Origin of the sequence: Yersinia mollaretii ATCC 43969, from assembly GCF_013282725.1 — a bacterium.
GTDB lineage: Bacteria > Pseudomonadota > Gammaproteobacteria > Enterobacterales > Enterobacteriaceae > Yersinia > Yersinia mollaretii.
The window spans coordinates 3,967,427-3,990,467 of record NZ_CP054043.1 but is presented as its reverse complement, the minus strand read 5'-3'; the positions used below and the strand labels follow the sequence as shown (position 1 = coordinate 3,990,467).

Sequence of the window (23,041 nt, the reverse complement as noted above, 5' to 3'; positions counted from 1 at the left end):
CAACTTTGCCATCAGTTCTAGTGACTACATTTATTGTAGTTACTAGCGTTAAAAAAATGCCATTGGGCATTAAAATAGTGAGTCATCGTCATAATAGTGCAGGGGGGATTTTACGGCCCCCTGCACAAGGACAGCTAATAAAATATTAGAAAGCAGCAGTATCTTTAAACAAGCCTACTTTCAAGTCGGTGGCGGTGTAAATCACTTTGCCATCAACCAATACTTCGCCATCTGCAACGCCCATAATTAATTTACGCATGATAATACGTTTAAAATTAATACGATATGTCACTTTTTTAGCATCAGGTAGAACCTGACCGGTGAACTTAACTTCACCTACACCCAGTGCACGGCCTTTTCCTTCGCCGCCCAACCAGCCAAGATAGAAACCGACCAGCTGCCACATGGCATCAAGGCCCAGGCAACCAGGCATTACTGGGTCGCCGATAAAGTGGCAACCGAAGAACCATAGGTCTGGATTGATATCCAGTTCCGCTTCCACATAACCTTTGCCATAGGTGCCGCCGTCTTCTGTCATTTTGACGACACGGTCCATCATTAACATATTGCCTGCGGGCAATGGTGGCCCGCCAGCGCCAAACAGCTCGCCACGGCCTGATGCTTCAAGGTCTTCTTTTGTATAGGATTCGCGTTTATCTACCATGTTCTCAGTAAGCCTTATTTTAGTGAAGTGCGCAGAATAGCGTACAGCTGTACGCTGAGCAAGTCCGATCAGCCCTGGTTGAACCAGTTCAGCCAACGCAATGGCCATGGCCAACGACGTCTGTCCTGAGGATTTACCTGCGAGATTCGCTCTTGAATTATACCCAACAGACTCGGTTGTTGCTCATCGGCGTAAACCACCCCTGTTAATAACGGTAATGCCTCAGCCACCGTATCAACGGCCCACAGATGGAATTGACCATTCTGTACAGCTTCAATCACCGTCTGATTAAGGCATAAGTGACGGACATTGGTAGAGGGTAAAATGACCCCCTGAGTGCCCGTTAGCCCACGGCGTTGGCATGCTTCGAAGAAACCTTCGATCTTTTCATTCACGCCACCAATAGGCTGCACATTACCAAACTGATCAACAGAGCCTGTCACGGCAATTTGTTGATTGATTGGCTGCTGTGAGAGTGCGCTGATCAACGCGCAAAGTTCGGCGAGTGATGCACTATCGCCGTCCACTTCCCCATAGGATTGCTCAAAAACAATGGATGCAGAGAAGGGCAGTGGCTGATCAAGATCCAGCTCTGAATGCAAGAATGCCTGCATGATCATCATGCCTTTAGCATGGATATTGCCACCCAGTTCGGCTTTTCGTTCAACATCAACAAACTCGCCATCACCCAAGTGAACAACACAGCTGATACGCGCCGGTTCGCCGAAGGCATAAGGATGGCCGGGATATTCTAGAACAGACAGGCCGTTAATCTGGCCGACAACTTGCCCTTCCGTATCAACCAGAATTTGGCCCAGCTCTATCTCATCCTGCATCCGCTCTGCAAGGTAGCTATGCCGCCAATCGCGAGCATTGAGCGCAACTTCCAACGCGTTGGCGGTAATGGCCTCTTCTTCGGCATACAGCGCAGCTTCAGCTAGCTGGTGGGTTAGCCATTGCGGGCACAAAGGCAGGCTGCCTTGGTCACCGCTGTAACGCACCGCTTGGCGGAACAGAATGGGCCAGGCATCGGCCGATAATGACGGTAACTGTTTTTGCTGCAATAGCGCATTAATGTAACCGCACCATAATGTCATGCCATCAATATCGACTAGCGGTAATTCGACTTCGAACTCACCATAAATAGCCAATTCACCCAATTCAGGTTCCATATCATGGAAATCACCCAGTCCCAGACGGTCGCCAACCAGAATCAGGTGTAGATCCAACGGCATGGAGGGGATATGTACCGGTAAGGGACGAGTTTCATCAGGAGAGAGCCAATCGAAGCGTTGCTGGACAATCATTTGTTTCAAGCGCAACCACATTAATGGTTGGGCCTGTAGTGCCCGTACCGACATGATCAATACGCCACCATTAGCCTGATGAACTAAGCCGGGTTGCAGAGTGATTTGATCTTTATGCCATCTAACGCAGCCAAACAGTTGCTCCGGCTCAACCCATTCCTGATAGAGACAGCGTGACTGGGCCGCAAACCGCTCGTCACCACGCTGTGCGGGTTGCCAAGTGACTTGGTGGCCGTGTATCAGATAATCGCCACCAAACAGGGCTGAAGCCTCAGGTTGCAGCTCTTTAACCGCCTCTGCAATTAAAGCCAGATACTCGGTGCTCTCTTGAGCTTTGATCAGCATAAAGCGCGGTTGAGATTGTGGATGACAGAATAGCGTCATGCCATTTTCTAACCGGGGCTGAATCACGGCAAAAGGAACAGGCTCCAATTGGGAGGCGGTAGCGAATAACGCTTCATACGGCGTTGTGTTTGGCAGCAGTGACTGCCATTCAAGTCGGTTATTGGTCAAAGTAATAGATGCAATCGTCAAAAAGGGAAAGGGCGATTATACAAGAATAAAGCAGACTGCATATACGTAGAGTGGCAGTTGATGGCAAGGAGTAAGACATCAGCAGTGCTTCGTACAAAAAACAATCTATTCATGCGCTTTTAGTAGGGTGAAATTCCGTGTAAAGCTGTTATGCTTAATTTAAGTTACGCGGTCACTAAAGAGCTCACGATGAAATATCAACAACTGGAAAATTTAGAAAGTGGTTGGAAATGGGCGTATTTGGTAAAAAAACACCGTGAAGGTGAAGCCATTACCCGACATATCGAAAACAGTGCAGCTACGGATGCCGTAGAGCAACTGGTTAAACTGGAAAGTGAACCAGTGAAGGTGTTGGCGTGGATCGATGTACATATGAACCCGCAACTGGCGACTCGGATGAAGCAGACTATCCGCGCTAGACGTAAACGACACTTCAACGCAGAGCACCAGCATACCCGCAAAAAATCAATCGATTTGGAGTTTTTGGTGTGGCAACGTTTGGCAGCCCTTGCCCGACGCCGTGGCAATACACTTTCAGAGACAGTAGTTCAGTTGATTGAAGATGCTGAGCGCAAAGAGAAATATGCCAACCAGATGTCCTCTTTGAAGCAGGATTTGCAGGATATTCTTGGTAAAGAGAGTTAATCTGTTGGGTATCAATCATCTTAGATGATGACGGAATTACCCTAAGAAAACAGACTGTGACTCAACCTTGCTTAATCATGCGACGAAAAAAAACCCCGCAATGCGGGGTTTTTACGAAAGTAGTAAACTTAAGCCTGTGGCTGAGTTACAACTTCTTTGTAGCCTTTAACTTCGATCTCTACGCGACGATCTGGTGCCAAGCACTCGATCAGAGCAGCACGTGGTTTCACGTTGTCACAGGTGTTGCCTGTAACTGGGTTCGCTTGACCTTCACCGCGAGCGGTGATTTTGTCAGCAGGGATACCTTTAGAAACCAGGTAATCACGCACGCTGTCAGCACGACGCTGAGACAGAGCTAAGTTAGGCGCTGGTTGACCGATACGGTCAGCAAAGCCCAGAACCACTACAGAACCGTCTTTAGGATCGATAGAGCTCAGCTGAGAATACAGTTGGTCCAGAGCTTGCTGGCCTTCTGGTTTCAGAGTTGACTTGTTGAAAGCGAACAGCACGTCAGATTTCAGTGTGAAACGCTTAGTGTCAACAACTGGAGCTGGAGCTGGAGCTGGAGCAATTGGTGCTACAACATCATCCTGACCGAAACGGTAAGAAACACCTACGCTCAGCATGCCGTTGTCTGGACGAGCGCCAACGGTAGCTTTATCACCGATGTTGCTAACCCACTGGTATTCCATACGGGTTGCCCAGTTTTTGGTCCAAGCGTATTCAGCACCCAGAGCTACCAATGGAGAAACACCAGTGTCGTGTGCGCTGTAACGTTGGCCATCAATAGAGCCGTCAGTATCTGCACGCCAAACCATACCACCCAGACGAGTGTAAACGTCTAAGTCCTGTGCTACAGGGTAGCTCAGTTTAGCGGCCAACTGAACGCCTTGCGCTTTGAAAGCACCGTTGTTGGTGTCGCCTTTGTAAGGCATACGGCCAAGCCAGTCGTATCCCATTTCAAAGCCCAGATATTGGTTTGCTTGGTAACCCAAGAACGCACCAGCACCAATTTGGTCTTTATGAGTTGGGCCGTCATTATTAATGATGGAGCCCGTATCTTGGAACTGGGACCAGCCCAGTTTACCACCGGTGTACCAGGTGTTATCTTTCGGTGCGGCTTGCGCTACTGTAGCGAAACCTGCCAGTGCCACTGCTAATGCGATAGCTGTCTTTTTCATTTTACGCCTCGTTATCATCCAAATAGGCAATGAGCTTTAAAAAGCCAAGCCCTTGGTTAAAATTCTTCGTCAAGGTTTTAACGCTCCCGTTAATCACGTTGCCAGTATGATTTGGCATTTTAGAGCAACCTTAGCGATGTAAAGTCTACAACGTGGCGAGAAAGTTACAAGTGTGATGTAATAATCGTCCTGAAAAAAACGCCAATTTGTGCATAATCTTTAACGATTTAGGGGTAAAAAGCAGCGTTTTTTATGCGACATCTTCTGCTACAAGCCGCATTCCGACTCGCTTTATGTCAGTTCTGCAGTAGGAAGCGCTAAATATTGTAATAATTCATGGGATAAATCCTAAATTCACTTAATGATACAAAGAAGAATGAATTTTTAACGTTGCGCACTGTCCCTGAACTACTTTTGTGTCATCTAATGGGTGCATAACAAACCCATAAGCATTTCCTAACTTTGCTGCTAAACGTAATCGGATACGATCCTCTTCTGATAGCTCCGGTAGCCAACCAAGCACGACACTATAATTCCCCGTCAATAATGCTTTTTCCATCGCATCAACAGTCGATAATGGATTGATTTGTCTTAGCTGAACCACCTTATGTGCAGGTAAACCTGATTGTTGCAACCATTGACGGCTCAATTTCTGCTGCGGTGCTAACCATAAGAGCCACCGAGATTGCTTACCAAGCTGTTGTAATAAAGGAAGTAATAGCTGGGTTACTGCAGGCTGGTTTTCACTGTACACAAGTTCACTGATAAGGCCACTATCTGTTGGAGCATCAACTCTTTGTGCTGCATCGCGGGTAACAAGAGAATGATAATTAGCATGATAAGGTTTTAGTGATTGAGTACGCATAATGAACCTCGCCTGTAGTGTGCTGTATGCATATACAGTAGTCACTGTTTGTTCGAAGATCAACTAAATTTTTACAAGATGCTTCGCATAATTGTGAAGTAAATCGGTGCAAATTCATTTTGTATTTGGCTAGGTGATCCATTTTGCGTATTTTTTAATTAGTTGTTCCTCTTACACTTATTACAACTGAATAGGGACGTTAGTTCGGATTTTTACTAAAGGAGTAGTCATGGAAAACGCATCAGAAAATAAAATCATGCAGGCACGGGGTTGTTTTGATTTTTTAGGCCAGATCACAGTTCGCTCACAATTTGGCGGCTATGGCCTGTTGGCTAATGGGATTATGTTTGCAGTGGTTTCTGAGGGGGAACTGTATCTACGCGCTAATGATCAGGTCGAGGGGGTATTTCGTGCGAGAGGGATGACGAACTTTGTTTATGCCAAACGTGGGGTGCCGGTTTTGCTGCGCTACTATTGGGTAGATGCTTTTCTGTGGGGGGATGAACGCACGCTGCGTCATTTTGCACAACAGGCTTATCAAGGGGCTAAAACTGAGGTTTTAAGCAAAAAAGGCCCGACAGTTCGACTGAAGGATTTACCCAATCTTAGCGCCAGCCTTGAGCGGTTATTATGGAAAGCCGGTATTAAGAGTGCGGCCGAGTTGAGGCTTGAGGGCGCTAAACGCTGCTACTTAAAGTTGCGTGCTTTACGGCACTCGCTGGGGATAAATGTTTTGTTGTCACTGGCGGGCGCTATCAGTGGATATCATTATGCCGCCTTGCCCTTAATGATACGTATTGATCTTATTGAATGGTTTGAGACACACATCAGTGCCGCGTATGAACCAGCCTAACCATGGGCCATCGGAATAGCCCGTGGTTCAATTAGCTTGTCTGACTGATACGTTTATTCAGTTCACTGAGTTCAGGCAGTAGTTCAAGCAATAAGCCAATCTGCTGTAAAACCAATTGGTCTTTACTCTCCGGCTCAGGATTGCACCCTTGCAGTCGGGTAGATAAGCCAATGAGTACCTGTGTCATTTTCAAACTGTCGGGTTGTTCTTGCTCAAGAGTGCCTTCGACATAACAAATGGCATCGTTGAGCAAATTCAGTGTGGCGGTATTGGTCAGTTTCTCGCGGTGAGCACCTAACGCGGAGATATAACTGAGCATAGTGTGGTTCAGGCAGAGCAAACGGAATGCCGCCTCCTGGGTTTCTTTATTGTTGTTGGGTTCTGCTGACATATTTGAAATGACGGAGGCTAACTCGGCATCACAATTATGCGCATCGCGGCGCGCTATGCGGTAGGGCAGGCTGTTATCTTTGCCTTGATAGTATTGCACCAGAATGGCATCCAAATAACGGCAGTTCGCATTCAGTGTTTTGTGGACCACCGCAGGCAGTTGGCGGAATTTCCAGTCAGGCCAGATAAAGCTCACGGCGACCCAGGCAATGGCGCACCCCAATAAAGTGTCGAAGACCCGTGGTGCTGCCACCTCAAACCCTTCGCCTAATAGGTTAAAACATAACAAAACCAGCAAGGTAATAAACATTGTGGCATGCGCATATTGAACATTGCGGAAGGCAAAAAAGAGCACCCCAGTAATCACAATCAGGATTAACTGCCCCTCAATTGACGGTACAAAATAGAGAATAGGTAAGCCGATAAGTATACCGGCTAAAGTGCCGATGATGCGCAGTGCGAGTCGGCGGCGAGTCGCATTATAGTTGGGCTGACAAACAAAAAGGCTTGTTAGCAAGATCCAATAACCGTGGCGCATACCAGTCAACTGAATAAATGCATAGCCGACGCAAAGCACGACGGACATGCGGACTGCATGACGAAACAGTGCTGATTTTGGGGTCAAATGGCGGCTGATACGCAGCTTGATATCACTCCAGCCAGTTATACGATCATCAGACAAACGGCTTTCCGGCTGTGGGTTCTCGGCTAGAACCTGCTCTGATTCAATCCCCGCCAGTTGCGCATCAATCGCCCGCAAGTTTTTTAACAGATGGGAGAGCGCTTTAACTTGTTGCACATTCTCGTTTTGAGCCAGCTCTCTGGCCAGTGCCGCATCTAAAAAAGTAAAGGCGCGTTCAAAACGGGGATTATGCTGATACTTTTGTCTCATCAAGATGGATTGTGAGAGTTGCATACAGGCTCTGGCTTGCATGCTCAATAAGCGCTGAAAACGGAAGAGGACATCGCTGTAGCGAAATTTCTCCCGCAGCGCTTGATATTGGACATGTGACGAGCTGGCTCGCTCATGAATATCTTGCGCGACAAAATAGTAGTGCAGCGTTCGCCGAGTCCCGCGCTGGCCCCGGTCACCTTTTAACCGCGTTACCAGTGAGGCTCTGGCTTGATTCAAGGTGGCGACTAAAGTGCCGTTCGCCATTGCGACATCAATAATGGGCTGATCGACATCAGGCTCAATATCGGGGTCAAATAGATTGGCTTTGGCTTCTAAATAGTGAGCAAGCTGCTGATAACAGCGGGCCAAGTTATCCTGTAAGGGGCGGATAGGAAAAATGAGATGCCCGCATAAGGTTAAGATGTTGTACCAAACGGCCCCCAGAATCAGTAGCAGTGGCTGCTGATACCAAATATGGTACATCGAGGTGCCGAGCATGGTGTAGACAGCGATTAACAGCGCGCCAAAGGCAATGGTCGCATAGCGTTGGCCTAAGGCACCCAGCAGAATGAAACCGCAGGTTGAGAAGGTCAGGCCAAGGGCAAACAACCAGGGATAAGGAAATAAAAGCTCAATGGAAGCTGATGCGATAAAAAAACAGATCAGCGTAATGAATAGGTTACGTAACCGCCCGGCCAGGCGGTCATCCAGATCAGTCAGTGCTGCGGCCACGACACCGAGTGTCAGGGGAATGGTCAGTTTAGGTTGTTCAATCCACCATGGAACCGCTGTTACTCCCGCCAACGCGATAAAGATACGGACATAATAAAGCAGGCTACTATTGTAGACATAACGGCGTAAAGCAGTGACGAAAGTGAGCACAAAAAACCTCTAAAACTGAAATTCAGCGTTGCTGATACTGGCGTTGGGCATTGGCTATTCTTGCCTGCTGCGCCATTTCGACTGAAACGACACGGCGACCCACGGGCCATAGTGCGATAGCAGCAATCTTAAAATTGGCAATCCCCACCGGAATCCCGATGATGGTTATACACTGCACAATACCAGTAACGATATGGGATAAGCAGAGCCACCAGCCAAATAAAACAAACCAGACAATATTCAATAAAGAACCGCCAGCTGTTAGCAGAGCATTACTTTTTTCTGGGTATAATTCATTGACATGGATCGCCTCATTACCATAAGGGAGAAATGATAACTTGGTAATTTCCCAGCAAGAGCGGGTTAATGGTAAGGTAAAAATCAGGATGACGCTGACGACTGTGGCTAATAGCCAGCCCAGGGTGGTGAAGAAACCACCTAAAACAAAATTAAGAACGTTCAATACAGTACGCATAGTGATTAAGCCTAACTGAATATAAAAACCGCAATGCGGATGAGTGATAACACCGACTAACCATGGTATAGGGATAGCACGGGTGAGTTTCCTTCTTCAACTATCGGATACCTGTTGTTTAAACTCAATTATTTTATTTACACTCCATTATGTTATTTCAATTCACTTAATACGAGTTATGGCGCGCAGATATGGAACTTAAAGCGACATCTTTTGGCAAGCATCTGGCTCAACACCCCTATAACCGGGTTCGCTTGTTAAATGCGGGCATTGAAGTATGCGGTGATAAACATCAATACCTGATCCCCTTTAATCAGTTGGTTAACATCCAGTGTAAGCGCGGCATTGTTTGGGGTGAGATGGAATTTGAATTGCCAAATCAGCAGGTTGTGCGGTTGCATGGCACTGAATGGCAAGAGACCCAACGTTTTTATCATCACTTACTGGGTATTTGGCAGCAATGGAGTGAGGAGATGAGCTTGGTTTGTGTTGAGGTTTTACATAAACAAGTCGAATCAATTAAGCGGATTGAGCAGCAGGATAAATGGTTTAAACACAGCGAGCTCGGTCAGGTGCAAGACGCCATCCGTGAGGCTTTCGCAGCATTACCCATGCCCGTACAGCGGTTAGTCGAGTTCGAGTCTTGCCGTGCAGATTATGAGCTTTGTTTGGGGTGGCTGCAGCAGGGGAGTCGCAGTGTCGAGCGCCGTAATCAGCAATGGACCCACCGTATGCTGAAGGAGCATCAAGATTTCTTCCAAAATGTTGAAAGCTCACCACTGAATGAATCGCAGAGTCGTGCGGTGGTCAACGGTGAAGATTCGGTGCTGGTACTGGCTGGCGCTGGTAGTGGTAAAACGTCGGTGCTGGTGGCTCGTGCGGGGTGGTTATTACGCCGTAATGAAGCACTTCCCGAGCAGATTTTACTGTTGGCGTTTGGCCGTCAGGCGGCTGATGAAATGAATAGCCGCATCAAGCAGCGGTTGGCGGTGGATGATATTCAGGCCAAAACCTTCCATGCGATCGCATTGCAGATTATCCAGCAAGGCAGCCGCAAGACTCCCGTGATCAGTAAACTGGAATCTGACAGTAAAGCCAGAAGGGCGTTGCTGATTCAGCATTGGCAACAGCAGTGCAGCGAGAAAAAAACGCAGGCTAAAGGGTGGCGTGAGTGGCTAACCGATGAATTGGAATGGGAAGTCGATGACGGTGATTTTTGGCAGGATAAACGTCTTGTGGCACGGCTGGCAGGGCGACTTGAGCGCTGGCTAGGGTTGATGCGTATGCATGGCGGTAGTCAGGCCGAAATGATTGAGCAGGCTGATGAAGAAGTACGCGATCTCTTCCAGAAACGTATACGGCTAATGGCACCCTTGCTAAAAGCATGGAAAACAGCGCTGAAAGAGGAGGGGGCCGTCGATTTTGCTGGGCTGATTCATCAGGCAGTAAATTTGCTGGAGAAAGGGCGGTTTGTCAGCCCGTGGAAACACATTTTAGTCGATGAATTTCAGGATATCTCGCCGCAACGGGCGATGCTACTGAGCGCGCTACGTAAGCAAAATAAGCAGACCTGCCTGTTTGCTGTCGGTGATGATTGGCAGGCGATTTACCGCTTCAGTGGCGCGGAACTCTCCCTCACGACGGCGTTTAGCCAGAACTTTGGTCAAGGGGCTGAATGCGCATTGGATACCACCTATCGTTTTAATGATCGCATTGGTGAGATTGCTAACCAATTTATTCAGCAAAACCCCTATCAATTGAAAAAACCGCTAAACAGCTTAAGTAAAGGCAATAAAAAGTCGGTGATGATTTTGCCTAACGAGCAGCTCGAAGCACTGCTGGATAAGCTAAGTAGCTTTGTTAAGGGTGACGAGCGCATCCTGATTCTGGCGCGTTATCATCACCTGCGTCCCGATATTTTGCAAAAGGCCGCAACGCGGTGGCCAAAGCTGACCATTGATTTTATGACGATTCATGCCAGTAAAGGGCAGCAGGCAGATTATGTGATTATTGCGGGTTTGCATGAGGGGAGTGATGGTTTTCCTGCCGTGGCACGGGAGTCAATTTTGGAAGATGTGCTGCTACCAGCACCGGAAGATTTCCCTGATGCGGAAGAGCGGCGCTTGCTTTATGTCGCGATGACCCGAGCAAAACATCAAGTATGGTTACTGCAAGATACTGCCAAACCCTCTGTTTTTGTTCACCAACTGAGCGAGTTGGGAGTCCCGGTTCAGCGCAAACCCTAGCGAGATTTAAGCCCGGTGGGAGGATCACCGGGCTTAATGACTATTTCAGGCGTTGCTTCAAATAGTGATCATAATCAGGGATAGCGATGGTCACTTCGCCGCTGAACAAAGCGGAGCCAATTAAGAAGTCTGCGGTTGAGCGGTTAGTGGCCACGGGAATATTCCAAACCGTCGCCAGTCGCAGCAGGGCTTTTACATCTGGATCATGAGGAACAGCATTGAGTGGATCCCAGAAGAAAATTAAAATATCAATTTTTTTCTCAGATATCAGTGCGCCCACTTCCTGATCTCCCCCCATTGGGCCACTGAGCAAACAGTGGACGTCAATCCCCGTCGCGTTTTGTACTAGATTACCGGTGGTGCCGGTGGCATAAAGCTCGTGCTGTGCCAAAAGATCTCTATTTTCCATGACCCATTCAAGTAGGGACTTTTTGCAGTGGTCATGGGATACGAGGGCAATATGCTTACGTGCCGCAATCGTGCGGGTGGTGAGTTCCATCAAAACATCCTTCAATAAGAGCCAGCGGTTTGCTGACAGATTACTGAAATGGATATTTTGTGCATAGTGTTAACGCAAAGAAATGCGAAGAAACAAGCATAACCCGATGTTTAAGAATAGCCTAAATTGACCGCGCTACTTAATGGATGACTTTTTCGCCCATATCAGAAAGCGCTGTTGCGTTTCGGCATCAGCTTGCAGAAACCAATATTGAAGCATCTGCTCGGCGATATTCTCACCTTGCAGGCGGGTAGTTTTTTGTGTTGTATTCGTCCCTGCAACCGCAATGGTGGTGCCAGGTACGGCACTCACTGTTGAAGGTGGTATTGTGGCAAATGAGGGAACGGAGGCAGTGTATTTTCCGACGTTATAGATAGCCATTGCGGTTTCAAGTGTTGCCGCCTTGTTAAGGTTCTCTTGATGCAGCACATCGTGGCGCACGGACAACGGGTGTCCATCATCGCCAATAAGCTGGAATGTAGGATTTTTAGAGAACTTATTTCCATCTCGTTCAGTATCAATAACCGGCAATTTGATCGCGACTGAGCGAGTGTTGCGGGTATTAAACACCACCACCAGCGGCGGCGATGCATACAATACGTTTGGATCTGCCGGGAGCGGCTTTGCCACTTTGAACAGGATTTGATGCTGGCCGCTGTTTAACTCTAAACTGTCGGCTCCCTTTAGCAAAGAACCCGACATATTCTTCCCATCGACCACCAACAGGTCAATTTCCGGTGCAAGTTTTAAGGTCGTGGCTAGCGCTGAAGCACTACAGCAAACGGCCAAAATCCCTGCGACCACCAGACCAAATTTCATGTATTGCTCCTGAAGATGATATCCACTTACATTGTCAGACACGCTAGATTATGTGTCAAAGTCTTTCCGTGCGCCCACATTTATTTACTTTCTGAAATATTCAGTATAAATATCTCACTATTATCCTAATGAATTCTAAAGATAAAAGAGACAATCTAACAGTTATTAGTGCGATATCAATTAAACGAAATCAATTAGACTGCGTTTATCCTCGATTTTCAGCATGATATACACTTAGTCGTCGCCTAATATTTGTCATTCCACCCAAATGCAAATGGACAGAAACATTCTTTTAGCGCATCAGAGGAACTGAAAAATGCACGATAGAGAGATTACAGACATTCTCCAGCAGGTAAAAACCATTGCGCTAGTCGGTGCAAGTGATAAACCATCGCGTCCCAGCTATGGTGTTATGGCTTATCTGTTGCAACAGGGCTATCAGGTCACGCCTGTCAGCCCGAAACTGGCTGGGAAAACGTTACTCGGACAGCAGGCATATGCTGAACTGGCAGATATTCCCCATTCGATTGATATGGTGGATGTCTTTCGTAACACAGAGGCGGCGTATGGCGTTGCACAGGATGCCATTGCTATTGGCGCTAAAGTGCTATGGCTGCAAATCGGTGTGATTAATGAGTTGGCGGCAACATTGGCGGCTGATGCAGGACTAAAGGTTGTGATGGATCGCTGCCCGAAAATTGAGATACCCCGGCTGGGATTAGAAAAAGAGTCATTTTAGCGCCCTCATGAGGGCAAATCTCGGCAATAAAAAACCCGGCGGGTCTGAAGTGCCGGGTTTTATCGATATGCATTGAGACTCAATTTATTGCAGCTAAATTGACTACAACTTAGTTGCGCAGACGTGGGGCCTGTAGCTGATGGCGAATCGACGCCGCCAGCTCATCCAATGACGGCTGCTCTGGGTGAGCATCCACATCTTCATAAGTCAACTGTGCTTCAGCGAGATAAGTGTGTACCGGTTGCCCCTCATCATCCTCAATAACCACGTGATACCAAGGTGATGAGCGCAAAGTATCATTGTTTGCAACTTCATCAGGTTCAGGCGGCTCAAGAGAATATTCAGGATCGATATCAATCACCACACCCAAATAGCCGTGTAGGCTGTGGCGGACCTGTTGCCCAATACCAAATTTGCTGGCGATCATGATAACCTCCTGAGAAACGTTACTCTGCCTTCTATATGAGGGCTTTGTGGGGTATTTCAAGTCACACTATCCGACAAGCGAACCCTTTTAGGTATAAACCTTCCGGATATGTTGCGATAACCGGATGATCTGCGGCCTGACGGAACTGCTCTATAAATTGTATATCATTGCCCGCATCTAACGCGGCATCCGCCAAAATTTTCTGGAATAAATCTGTTGGCATTAATCCTGAGCAAGAGAAGCTTAATAGAATCCCGCCTGGGCGCAATAGCTGTATCGCTAACATGTTGATGTCTTTATAACCACGACAAGCGCTCGCCAATTGACTCTTATTTTCCACAAATTTCGGTGGGTCCATAATGATCATGTCAAACTTTTCCCCTTGTGCACGATAATTACGCAGCAATTGGAACACGTCATCACGAACGAACTCGGCTTTGCTCATATCCAACTGATTCAGTTCAATATTCTGCTTGGCGATATCCAGTACAGATTGTGAGGTATCAACGCTGATGACTTGCTGGCAATTACCCATCAAGGAGGCTACAGCAAAGGCGCCGGTATAAGAGAAACAGTTCAGGACACGACGGCCATCGGCGTAGTTACGTGCTGCTAGGCGGCTATCACGCTGATCCAAATAAAAACCTGTTTTATGGCCTTGCTGAATATCAACCAAGAGTTGCATACCATTTTCGCTGATTGGTAGCAGAGCTGGGGGGATTTCGCCGCAAACCGTCCCTTGGGTTAGTGGCAAGCCCTCTTTTTTACGAACTGAGACATCAGAGCGGTCGTAAATTGAGCATTCTGGATAGCATTGCTGCAATGCGCTAACCAGTGTAGCTCGCTGATACTCAGCGCCGGCAGACAACAATTGCAAGACTAAGAAGTTCTGGAAGCGGTCAATGGTGATGCCTGGTAGGCCATCAGATTCGCCAGCAATGAGGCGGTAACCATTCAAGCCATCCCGTTGAGCCAGCCAATCTCGCCAGCTTTGAGCTTGCTGCAGACGACGGATAAAGAATTCGCGGTCTACCACTTCATCTTGTTGGAACGTCCAGACTCGTGCCAGAATTTGTGATTCAGGAGAGTAAGCGCCACGGGCCAGCCATTTACCTTGGCTATCAAGGATATCGATGGTTTCACCGGGAAGGGCATCACCTTCAAGGCGCAGAACGGCCCCGGAGAAAATCCACGGGTGGCGACGAAGTAAGGATTTTTCACGTCCTTTGGCAAGAATCAGGCGTAAGGTCATAATTAAGTGGCTGCCAGCTAGGTAAAAAAGAGCGGTATTGTCGGAGTATGGGCCGGAAAATGCAAATTATCACGTAGATGAGGAGTTGATATGGCAAAAATATGCACCGCTGCCTATGTTTATGGCATTGTCCAAGGTGTCGGTTTCCGCTATAGCACACAACGTCAGGCCCAGAAATTAGGGGTGACGGGGTATGCCAGAAATTGTGACGACGGCAGTGTGGAAGTGGTGGCCTACGGTGAGCCAGAGGCCGTTGATAGCCTAATGGCGTGGATTAAGCAGGGAGGACCACGTGGGGCGCGAGTGGATCGCGTATTGACAGAACCTCATTCTACTATTCCGTTTGAAACATTTAACATTCGCTATTAACTCGTCAATCGAGCTAATGCCATGACGACAATAGTGCCGCCTGCTAAATACATTTCACTGGCTTGGGTAGACCTGCAATTTTCGTCGCTTGCTTTGCCGGCCCTTTGGGAAATAAGCGGTACAGATATCGGCTATTCCCTTTTTCTTCGCCATATTTCTGTGCCATGGCTTTGACTAGCATGCGGATAGCTGGGGATGTATTGAATTCCTGATAAAAAGTGCGCACAAAACGTATCACTTCCCAGTGCGGTTCGGTGAGTGTGATGCCTTCTTGTTCAGCCAAAATCGGTGCTAAAGCTTCGCTCCAGTCTGCGCTGTTTTTCAGATAACCTTGCGCGTCGGTATCAATAGCCCGACCTTCAAACTCCAACATATTACCTCGGTGGTTCAGCCAATGAAACGGCCGCTAATTTAGCAAATATTTCCTGTACCCCAAAGAAATCTCTGTATTTGCCTTATTGAGGGACATCAGTAAGAAAAGAATGTGCTGGTTATCGCACAATGAATCATCAGCCATGACGATTAATTCAGCACTCGATAATCAGATGGCGGCTTTTTGGCCGATTAGACACAAACAAGCTTTACAAGCGGCAGTGCTCTGTTTATAGTTCGGTCCGTTGCGGAGGGGTGGCCGAGTGGCTGAAGGCAACGGTCTTGAAAACCGTCGACGGGTAACCGTTCGAGAGTTCGAATCTCTCCTCCTCCGCCATCAATTCTCTTTATCCTCCTTTCTTATTCGATTTTTCCCAAAATAATTATTTATTATGTCATTCGGCATACGAATTCTCACCCGATTTTTTAGACTACATTGCTTGAGATTGGGCTAAATTTACTCTGTAATGAAGGTCGCTACCTGCCAATTCGACTTGATAGAAATCTGTTCAACTCTTCAGAATGTACGCAAAATTTTCCGCTCATTTCACGAATTCTAGAATTTACTATTCTATATCAGGGCTTTTTCGGGGCTACTTTCCGTTCACTTCTATTCTGCATTCGGCAGTGTTATTCCATGGCATTATCAATTGATGAGTCATATTTACATTATTATAGGTTAACTGATTCACTGTAATAATAGATTAATTTATCGCTCACTACTCTTGCTATAAAATATCCCAGACTTACATCACATTTTTTAAAAAAGATATATGTAGGACTTGTCCTACAATTCACTTCGCATTAACTCAGTTTAATTTCTGTAATGTTTTTTAACACACTAAGCTGAAAAGCTTTTTTATTTTATTGTAAGAAAATTCTTATTCATCAACATGATACTGATTTTCATTTTTAGATGGTTTATTTACATTTTGTAACATTTAAGCCGTTGGTGTTACTTAGCTAATGTTTTTAAACTGCGGCCACTGGGTATTTGTTCGATATGTTTATATGTGAGAAAAATACCTTCCAGATACCGTGTTATGCCATCCTGCGAATGGGTAATGTTATCTACGAACAATTATTCCCTATTTCATACACCCGAGTTATCGGCGTGCGATGAATATTGCTCTGGGCAATATAGATTGTTTTTACGCATCTTCTCAGGCATGGGTTTCCTAAATTATCTTCCCCTAACAAGGAAAGTCGATGTCCTCTTCAAGCTTTCAAAATGAGATACCTAAAGCACGCATTAATATTAAATTAGATCTGCATACAGGCGGAGCTCAGAAGAAAATGGAGCTTCCTCTGAAATTGTTGGTGATGGGGGATTACAGCAACGGTCAGGAACAGCGCCCACTGTCGGAACGTGAAAAACTCAATATCAATAAAAACAATTTTAATAGCGTTCTGGCTGAGTTCCAACCGAGCCTGAAACTCTCAGTCCCTGACACGTTGGCAGAGGATAACACTGATACTGCTGTCGCTTTGACCTTCCGTGACATGAAAGATTTCGAACCGGAAAACGTCGCCCGTCAAATCCCGCAACTGCGTGCCTTGCTGGCAATGCGCAACCTGCTACGTGACCTCAAATCCAATCTTTTGGACAACGCTACCTTCCGTCGCGAGCTGGAAAATATCCTCAAAGACGAAACATTGAGTGACGAGCTGCGTGCTGAATTGGCGGCATTAGCCCCAAAAGAGTGTTAATCGCCGGATTGGCTACTAATAAATAGAAAGAAAAGAGAAGGAACATGCTGATGTCTGTACAGGAAAACAGTGCGCAGGGTAGTGCGACGACCGTATTAGAGAAGAACCCTGCCGTAGCTCAAGGGGTTTATGCCTCTTTATTTGAAAAGATCAACCTGAATCCCGTCTCCTCATTGGCTAGCCTTGACGCTTTCCAGAACAGTGATGCACTGGCGGAAGCGACTACGGATGAGCGCGTTACTGCCGCCGTCAGTGTCTTTTTAGACCTGCTGAAGCAATCGTCAAAAAAAGTGGAGAAGCTGGATAAAACCTTGCTGGATGGTCACATTGCGGCACTGGATGACCAAATCAGTCGCCAGTTGGATGCGGTGATGCATCACGCTGATTTTCAACGTGTCGAGTCCACGTGGCGTGGTGTGAAATCCCTTATTGATCAAACCGATTTCCGTCAAAATGTCCGTATTGAACTGCTGGATATCAGCAAGGATCATCTGGTACAGGATTTTGAAGACGCCCCTGAAATCGTGCAAAGCGGTCTCTACACCCAGACCTACATTCAGGAATACGACACCCCCGGTGGCGAGCCAATTGCCGCGGCTATCTCCAACTACGAGTTTGACCGCAGCCCGCAAGATATCGCCTTATTGCGCAATATCTCCAAGGTGGCGGCGGCGGCCCATATGCCGTTTATCGGCTCCGTTGGTCCCGAGTTCTTTGGCAAAGAGAACATGGAAGAAGTGGCGGCCATCAAAGATATCGGTAACTACTTCGACCGCGCTGAATACATCAAGTGGAAAGCCTTCCGCGACTCGGATGATTCCCGCTATATCGGTCTGACCATGCCACGCGTGCTAGGGCGCTTGCCATACGGGCCAGACACCGTGCCGGTACGTAGCTTTAACTACGTTGAGCAGGTGAAAGGGCCAGACCATGACCGTTATCTCTGGACCAACGCCTCGTTTGCCTTTGCTGCCAACATGGTGAAAAGCTTCATCAAAAATGGCTGGTGTGTGCAGATCCGTGGCCCGCAGGCCGGTGGTGCTGTGACCAACTTGCCTATCCACTTGTATGATTTGGGCACGGGCAATCAGGTCAAAATCCCGTCAGAAGTGATGATCCCGGAAACCCGCGAGTTCGAGTTTGCCAATCTGGGCTTTATCCCGCTGTCGTACTACAAAAACCGTGATTACTCCTGCTTCTTCTCGGCCAACTCCGCCCAGAAACCGGCGCTGTATGACACGTCTGATGCCACGGCAAACAGCCGCATCAACGCCCGTCTGCCTTATATCTTCCTACTGTCACGCATTGCGCATTATCTGAAGTTGATTCAGCGCGAAAATATCGGCACCACCAAAGATCGCCGTTTGCTTGAGCTGGAACTGAATAACTGGATCCGCACACTGGTGACGGAAATGACTGATCCGGGTGATGATTTACAGGCGTCCCATCCACTGCGTGATGCGAAAGTCACGGTAGAAGATATCGAAGACAATCCCGGCTTCTTCCGCGTCAAGCTGTATGCCGTGCCACACTTCCAAGTGGAAGGCATGGACGTCAATCTGTCTCTGGTTTCGCAGATGCCGAAGGCTAAGGCATAAACGGAGACACGATGAAAATTTATCGTCCGTTATGGAACGATGGGGCCTTTTTGGCCCCGCAACAATTCCAGCAACAGTCCCGCTGGGATGCTTATGTCGCCGATAGTGTGGCACAGATGACACTGGCAGCGCCGTGGGGTGTCATTGATGCGTCATTCGACAACGGGTCGTTGGCGCTTTCCCGTCTGAATGCGCTTCGGCTGGTGGTTCGCTTTCCAGATGGCACGCTAATTGACTCTGAACGGGCGGATAACCTGCCTCCCGCCTGCGATTTGTCTGGGGTTTCAGACCGTGACTCCGTGGACGTGGTGCTGGCATTACCGTTGCTGTCGGCCAACGGTGGCAATCTGGATGATGGTCAGGACAGCGCGCGCCCTCGCCGCTGGCAGCAGGAATGGGTCACCGTACAAGAGCTTGCCGGTCATGAACGTACCGAACTGGCCATAATGCGCCACGCGGTCACGCTGCGTTTTGCTCATCAAGAAAATAGTGCCTATCTGACCTGTCCGGTGGTGCGGCTGATGCGCAATGCTCAGGGGCAGTGGGTGCAGGATGAGAATTTTATCCCGCCGATGCTGTCGCTGGCGGCCAGTCAGGTTGTGCTGACTGAACTGGGGGATTTAATCCACCGCCTACAGGCACGCCGACGTCGCCTGATGGCCATGCGGCGTGAAAGTAACGAGCGGATGGCAGATTTCGCCGTGGCCGATGTGTCACTGTTCTGGTTGCTGAATGCGTTAAACAGTGCCGAACCGGTGCTGATGGAACTGTATCAAACGCCTTCTCGCCACCCCGAACTGTTCTATCGCGAACTGGTTCGTCTCGCAGGTAGCCTGCTGACATTTTCCCTTGAGCATAAAGCCGAAGACATTCCGCTTTATCAGCATGACGCGCCGGAGCAGGTTTTCCCGCCGCTGTTCACCTTGCTTGATGCTCTGCTCGAAGCCAGCCTGCCATCCCGTATGGTGGCGATTGAACTCGCTCATGAGGGACAATTCTGGACCGGTTCGTTGCATGATGCCCGTCTGCGCGAAGGGGCTGATTTCTATCTCTCTGTTCGCTCCTCGATCCCCAACCATCTGTTGCAAACCCAGTTCCCGCTGTTGTGTAAGGCTGGCAGTGTTGAGGATGTATCAGATGTGGTCAACGTGGCACTTAACGGTGTGGCGATGAAACCGCTGTCTCATGTTCCGGCTGCTATCCCGCTGAGATTGGAAAATCAGTACTTTGCCCTTGACCTCAAGGGACCCGCCGCGCAGGCCATGCTGGATGCGGGTAACTGTGCTTTCTACACCCCAGGATCGCTGGGTGATGTCAAACTCGAACTGTTTGCGGTGCTGCGCTCATGAGCAAAATAAATACGTCTGTGGTTGATGAGGTCTTTTATCCCTGCTGGCTGATGGTCAGCCAGTTACGTAATGGTCAGGAAATTGAAGACGGGGAAGCCTTGTATCGCCGTGCCTGCGAGTGGATCGATGGCGCTCGCGAAGCACTGACGCGTGCGGGTTTCAGCGCAATCAGCTGTGATCATATGCTGTACACCCAGTGTGCGTTACTGGATGAAAGCGTCCTGAACCGCCAAAAACAGGACAGCGGTTATACCAAATGGTTGAAAGACCCGCTTCAGGCCCGCTACTTCAATACCCTGAATGCGGGTGAAGAGTTGTGGGAACGGATCCGCACGGTGTTGCAGGAGTCTGCACCGGATACGGCGGTGCTGACCTGTTTTTACCGCGCATTGACCTTAGGTTTTGCCGGTCGCTACCGGGAGCAGGGCGACGAGCGCCGGGAAGATGTGGTGCGCAAGCTGAGTTTGCTGGTGCCGCCGTTTGCCTCTTCACAGGAAACACCCGTGGTCTCGCGCTCATTGCGTTTACGCTCTGGGCGCAAGACCTATTGGTTCTCGTGGGGCGCGGGCGTCGTCATACTGGTTGCTCTGTGGTTCACGTTGTCCACTCGACTGACGCACATGGTGTCTCAACTGACAGGGATGCACTAGCGGATGCGCGGATTAACACAGTTACTCCTGTTACTGCTGGGTACCTGTCTGGCACTGTGGCTTATCCTGGGTTTCTGGCCGTTGGGCACAGGTAGCCGTGTAGCATTGAGTATGCTGGCTGTCATCCTCAGTGGGGGTGTCGGTTATTTGCAGTGGCGTAAACACAACCGCAATAAAGTGGCTCACCAGTCCATTGCAGACTCAACACTTCCACCTGAAGATTTTCAGGGCGCAGTCGTACTGGTTTGTGGTGACAGCAATGCCCTGTTTTCCCCATCAGCGTCCTTTCGTGAAACCCGTCAAGGTTGGTATTTGGCGGTGAGAATGCCAGAACAATTGCCGATACTCGCGCAACATCTGGCGGCTGAACGTCCGGCACTGATTGCTCAGATCTCGGTGTTACTGGCCATCGTGCCGGAGCAGCATCAGGACCGGGATGATTTTTCACAATCTGTGCGGGCTTGGCAACGAGCCATCGTGCAGTGCAAAGGGTGGCTTGCGGGGATCCCTCCCGTCTGGATAAGCACTTGGCTTTCACCGCCAGCGGTTTCATCAGAGCAGGTAGAGCGCTGGTACACGGTCACTCCGGGGCAAAAGGGTATTCAGGTTCAGGAACCGGGGGCAGGGATCATGCCGCTGGTTGAATGGAGTCAGTATCAAGATCGCAACGTTCAGGAAAGGTTGAGCGCTGTATTCTGGATGGAGAGTCTTCTGTCCTGGCTTGATGAACATGTTGTGAGCATCCTGACACAGCGGCAAGGGGATGTCCCTTCGCTGACCCCGTGTGCATGGGGTTACTGCTTTACCTCGGTGACGGCGAATCAGGGCAATTTGTGGCAGGCACACATTAGCGGGATAACCACGCTGACCCCAGTGGCGACTCCAGATCAAGATTACCTGCCGTTGCCAGAAGTGCTGCTGCCTTATCTGCCGCGTCGTCGTGGCGTCTCCCGCTTGATGCAGACCTGTCAGATGGCGGGTGTGTTGTGCGGTGTATTTTTACTGTGTGCTCTGTTGGCTTCCTTTATCAATAACCAACGTCTGGTCCAGAGCGTTGGCGATCATCTGTCGCTGTATAACCGGCTCACCGGCACCCCCCCAACACTGAAAGCGCATGCTCAACAACAACTGCGTGCGGATGCTCACTTACTGGATGACTGGTTACGCCGTGGTGCACCGATGCGCCTGTCACTGGGGTTGTATCAGGGGCTGCGACTTAGAGCTCCGCTTGATATTGCTATCAATAGCTGGACGCCTCCTCCACCGCCACCACCGGTGATTAATCAAATTGTTCAAGGACCCAAAACCCTGCGTCTGGACAGCTTATCTCTGTTTGACGTGGGTAAATCAGAACTTAAATCCGGCTCCACCAAAGTGCTTATCAACGCGCTGGTCGGGATTAAGGCGAAACCCGGCTGGCTGATCGTGGTGGCGGGGCACACTGATATCACCGGTGATAGTCAGTCCAATCAGATTCTGTCACTTAAGCGGGCGGAATCGGTACGTAACTGGATGCGCGATACCGGGGATATTCCAGAAAGCTGCTTTGCCGTACAGGGTTATGGCCAGAGTCGCCCTCTGAAATCTAACGATACGGAAGCGGGCCGTGCGCTCAACCGCCGTGTCGAAATCAGTTTGGTCCCTCAGGCCGACGCCTGTCAGGTACCAGACGTAAAAACAGCGTCACAGGATGAAAGTGACGTATCAACTCAAGAAATGGAGAAGTAAACCATGGCAATTCCAGTATATCTGTGGCTGAAAGACGACGGCGGTGCGGACATCAAGGGTTCTGTTGATGTGCAAAGCCGTGAAGGCAGCATTGAGATCGTGGCACAGGACCATAACCTGTACATCCCAACGGATAACAATACCGGCAAGCTGACCGGTACGCGTATCCATACCCCATTTGTTTTCACCAAAGAGATCGATGCGTCTACCCCTTATCTGTACAAAGCGGTAACCACCGGCCAGACACTGAAAACCGCTGAATTCAAATGGTACCGCATTGATGACGCTGGCCAGGAAGTTGAGTATTTCAACACCAAACTGGAAAACGTCAAAGTGGTCAAAGTCGCGCCGAAAATGCACGACGTCAAAGATCCGGCTAAAGAGAAGCACAACCATCTGGAACTGGTGGAACTGCGCTACGAAAAAGTCACCTGGACCTTCAAAGACGGCAACATCATTCATTCCGATTCTTGGAACGAACGCGCCACGGCGTAATGACCCGAAGCAGACGGTTTGCCGTCTGCTTTTTTGTTTTTGCTGAGCCACTGTTTGTACGGTGATTGAGCAAAAATTAACAACCTTTTAATGACCT

General features: G+C 48.7%; 22 protein-coding genes and 1 tRNA gene. 12 read left to right on the top strand and 11 right to left on the bottom strand.

Annotated elements, in window-relative coordinates; all coding sequences use genetic code 11:
• Nucleotides 1–145 precede the first annotated feature (145 nt).
• Nucleotides 146–664 (bottom strand): bifunctional 3-hydroxydecanoyl-ACP dehydratase/trans-2-decenoyl-ACP isomerase, encoded by a 519-nt coding sequence (gene fabA / locus HRD69_RS17810; RefSeq protein ID WP_004873784.1) that lies wholly within the window; start codon nt 662–664, stop codon nt 146–148.
• A gap of 68 nt (nt 665–732) precedes the next feature.
• On the bottom strand, nt 733–2,484 hold the full coding sequence (locus tag HRD69_RS17805; protein ID WP_004873785.1) for an AAA family ATPase: 1,752 nt from the start codon (nt 2,482–2,484) through the stop codon (nt 733–735).
• A 210-nt stretch (nt 2,485–2,694) separates the two neighbouring features.
• On the opposite strand from HRD69_RS17805, the gene matP reads away from it, so the two are divergent.
• Nucleotides 2,695–3,150 (top strand): macrodomain Ter protein MatP, encoded by a 456-nt coding sequence (gene matP / locus HRD69_RS17800; RefSeq protein ID WP_004873786.1) that lies wholly within the window; start codon nt 2,695–2,697, stop codon nt 3,148–3,150.
• 128 nt (nt 3,151–3,278) lie between these two features.
• Here matP and ompA read toward each other — a convergent pair whose 3' ends face one another.
• Nucleotides 3,279–4,331 carry a porin OmpA gene (gene ompA / locus HRD69_RS17795; protein WP_004873787.1) on the bottom strand — a complete coding sequence of 351 codons (1,053 nt, stop codon included), beginning with the start codon at nt 4,329–4,331 and terminating at the stop codon, nt 3,279–3,281.
• Nucleotides 4,332–4,689: 358 nt separating this feature from the next.
• Entirely contained in the window at nt 4,690–5,196 is a 507-nt protein-coding gene (sulA, locus tag HRD69_RS17790) for an SOS-induced cell division inhibitor SulA (protein ID WP_032813168.1), read from the bottom strand.
• Nucleotides 5,197–5,425: 229 nt separating this feature from the next.
• Between sulA and HRD69_RS17785 the strand changes: the two genes are divergently transcribed.
• Nucleotides 5,426–6,049: a TfoX/Sxy family DNA transformation protein gene (locus HRD69_RS17785; RefSeq protein WP_004873790.1), complete on the top strand. Its 624-nt coding sequence runs from the start codon at nt 5,426–5,428 to the stop codon at nt 6,047–6,049.
• Between the two features lie 31 nt (nt 6,050–6,080).
• On the opposite strand, the gene yccS is transcribed toward HRD69_RS17785, so the two are convergent.
• On the bottom strand, nt 6,081–8,216 hold the full coding sequence (gene yccS / locus HRD69_RS17780; RefSeq protein WP_004873791.1) for a YccS family putative transporter: 2,136 nt from the start codon (nt 8,214–8,216) through the stop codon (nt 6,081–6,083).
• A 22-nt stretch (nt 8,217–8,238) separates the two neighbouring features.
• Nucleotides 8,239–8,691, bottom strand: coding sequence for a YccF domain-containing protein (locus tag HRD69_RS17775; protein WP_004873792.1), 453 nt, complete (start codon nt 8,689–8,691; stop codon nt 8,239–8,241).
• A gap of 191 nt (nt 8,692–8,882) precedes the next feature.
• Between HRD69_RS17775 and helD the strand changes: the two genes are divergently transcribed.
• Entirely contained in the window at nt 8,883–10,937 is a 2,055-nt protein-coding gene (gene helD / locus HRD69_RS17770; protein WP_004873793.1) for a DNA helicase IV, read from the top strand.
• A gap of 40 nt (nt 10,938–10,977) precedes the next feature.
• Here helD and HRD69_RS17765 read toward each other — a convergent pair whose 3' ends face one another.
• The gene (locus HRD69_RS17765) at nt 10,978–11,436 is read right to left on the bottom strand and encodes a methylglyoxal synthase (RefSeq protein WP_004873794.1); all 459 of its coding nucleotides are present in this window, start codon (nt 11,434–11,436) and stop codon (nt 10,978–10,980) included.
• 135 nt (nt 11,437–11,571) lie between these two features.
• Nucleotides 11,572–12,255 carry a DUF2057 family protein gene (locus tag HRD69_RS17760; protein WP_004873795.1) on the bottom strand — a complete coding sequence of 228 codons (684 nt, stop codon included), beginning with the start codon at nt 12,253–12,255 and terminating at the stop codon, nt 11,572–11,574.
• Between the two features lie 316 nt (nt 12,256–12,571).
• Between HRD69_RS17760 and HRD69_RS17755 the strand changes: the two genes are divergently transcribed.
• On the top strand, nt 12,572–12,994 hold the full coding sequence (locus HRD69_RS17755) for a CoA-binding protein (RefSeq protein ID WP_004873796.1): 423 nt from the start codon (nt 12,572–12,574) through the stop codon (nt 12,992–12,994).
• A 109-nt stretch (nt 12,995–13,103) separates the two neighbouring features.
• Here HRD69_RS17755 and hspQ read toward each other — a convergent pair whose 3' ends face one another.
• Together hspQ and rlmI are read right to left on the bottom strand one after the other, a co-directional pair.
• A complete protein-coding gene (gene hspQ, locus HRD69_RS17750; RefSeq protein ID WP_004873797.1) occupies nt 13,104–13,421 on the bottom strand; it encodes a heat shock protein HspQ in 318 nt (105 codons plus the stop codon).
• 61 nt (nt 13,422–13,482) lie between these two features.
• Nucleotides 13,483–14,673: a 23S rRNA (cytosine(1962)-C(5))-methyltransferase RlmI gene (gene rlmI, locus HRD69_RS17745; RefSeq protein ID WP_004873798.1), complete on the bottom strand. Its 1,191-nt coding sequence runs from the start codon at nt 14,671–14,673 to the stop codon at nt 13,483–13,485.
• Between the two features lie 90 nt (nt 14,674–14,763).
• On the opposite strand from rlmI, the gene yccX reads away from it, so the two are divergent.
• A complete protein-coding gene (gene yccX, locus HRD69_RS17740; protein ID WP_004873799.1) occupies nt 14,764–15,042 on the top strand; it encodes an acylphosphatase in 279 nt (92 codons plus the stop codon).
• Between the two features lie 43 nt (nt 15,043–15,085).
• On the opposite strand, the gene tusE is transcribed toward yccX, so the two are convergent.
• Nucleotides 15,086–15,415, bottom strand: a complete 330-nt coding sequence (gene tusE / locus HRD69_RS17735; RefSeq protein WP_004873800.1) for a sulfurtransferase TusE — start codon at nt 15,413–15,415, stop codon at nt 15,086–15,088.
• Nucleotides 15,416–15,663: 248 nt separating this feature from the next.
• On the opposite strand from tusE, the gene HRD69_RS17730 reads away from it, so the two are divergent.
• From HRD69_RS17730 to HRD69_RS17700, 7 genes are all read left to right on the top strand, one after another.
• Nucleotides 15,664–15,751, top strand: a tRNA-Ser gene (locus tag HRD69_RS17730).
• Nucleotides 15,752–16,623: 872 nt separating this feature from the next.
• Nucleotides 16,624–17,124 carry a type VI secretion system contractile sheath small subunit gene (tssB, locus tag HRD69_RS17725; RefSeq protein ID WP_004873803.1) on the top strand — a complete coding sequence of 167 codons (501 nt, stop codon included), beginning with the start codon at nt 16,624–16,626 and terminating at the stop codon, nt 17,122–17,124.
• A 44-nt stretch (nt 17,125–17,168) separates the two neighbouring features.
• Nucleotides 17,169–18,722: a type VI secretion system contractile sheath large subunit gene (gene tssC, locus HRD69_RS17720; RefSeq protein WP_004873804.1), complete on the top strand. Its 1,554-nt coding sequence runs from the start codon at nt 17,169–17,171 to the stop codon at nt 18,720–18,722.
• 11 nt (nt 18,723–18,733) lie between these two features.
• The gene (gene tssK / locus HRD69_RS17715) at nt 18,734–20,071 is read left to right on the top strand and encodes a type VI secretion system baseplate subunit TssK (protein WP_050144746.1); all 1,338 of its coding nucleotides are present in this window, start codon (nt 18,734–18,736) and stop codon (nt 20,069–20,071) included.
• Nucleotides 20,068–20,721, top strand: a complete 654-nt coding sequence (gene tssL, locus HRD69_RS17710; RefSeq protein ID WP_071984875.1) for a type VI secretion system protein TssL, short form — start codon at nt 20,068–20,070, stop codon at nt 20,719–20,721. The genes tssK and tssL overlap by 4 nt, the downstream gene beginning before the upstream one ends.
• A gap of 3 nt (nt 20,722–20,724) precedes the next feature.
• The gene (locus HRD69_RS17705; RefSeq protein ID WP_004877982.1) at nt 20,725–22,449 is read left to right on the top strand and encodes an OmpA family protein; all 1,725 of its coding nucleotides are present in this window, start codon (nt 20,725–20,727) and stop codon (nt 22,447–22,449) included.
• Between the two features lie 3 nt (nt 22,450–22,452).
• Nucleotides 22,453–22,944, top strand: coding sequence for an Hcp family type VI secretion system effector (locus HRD69_RS17700; protein ID WP_004877984.1), 492 nt, complete (start codon nt 22,453–22,455; stop codon nt 22,942–22,944).
• Nucleotides 22,945–23,041 lie beyond the last annotated feature (97 nt).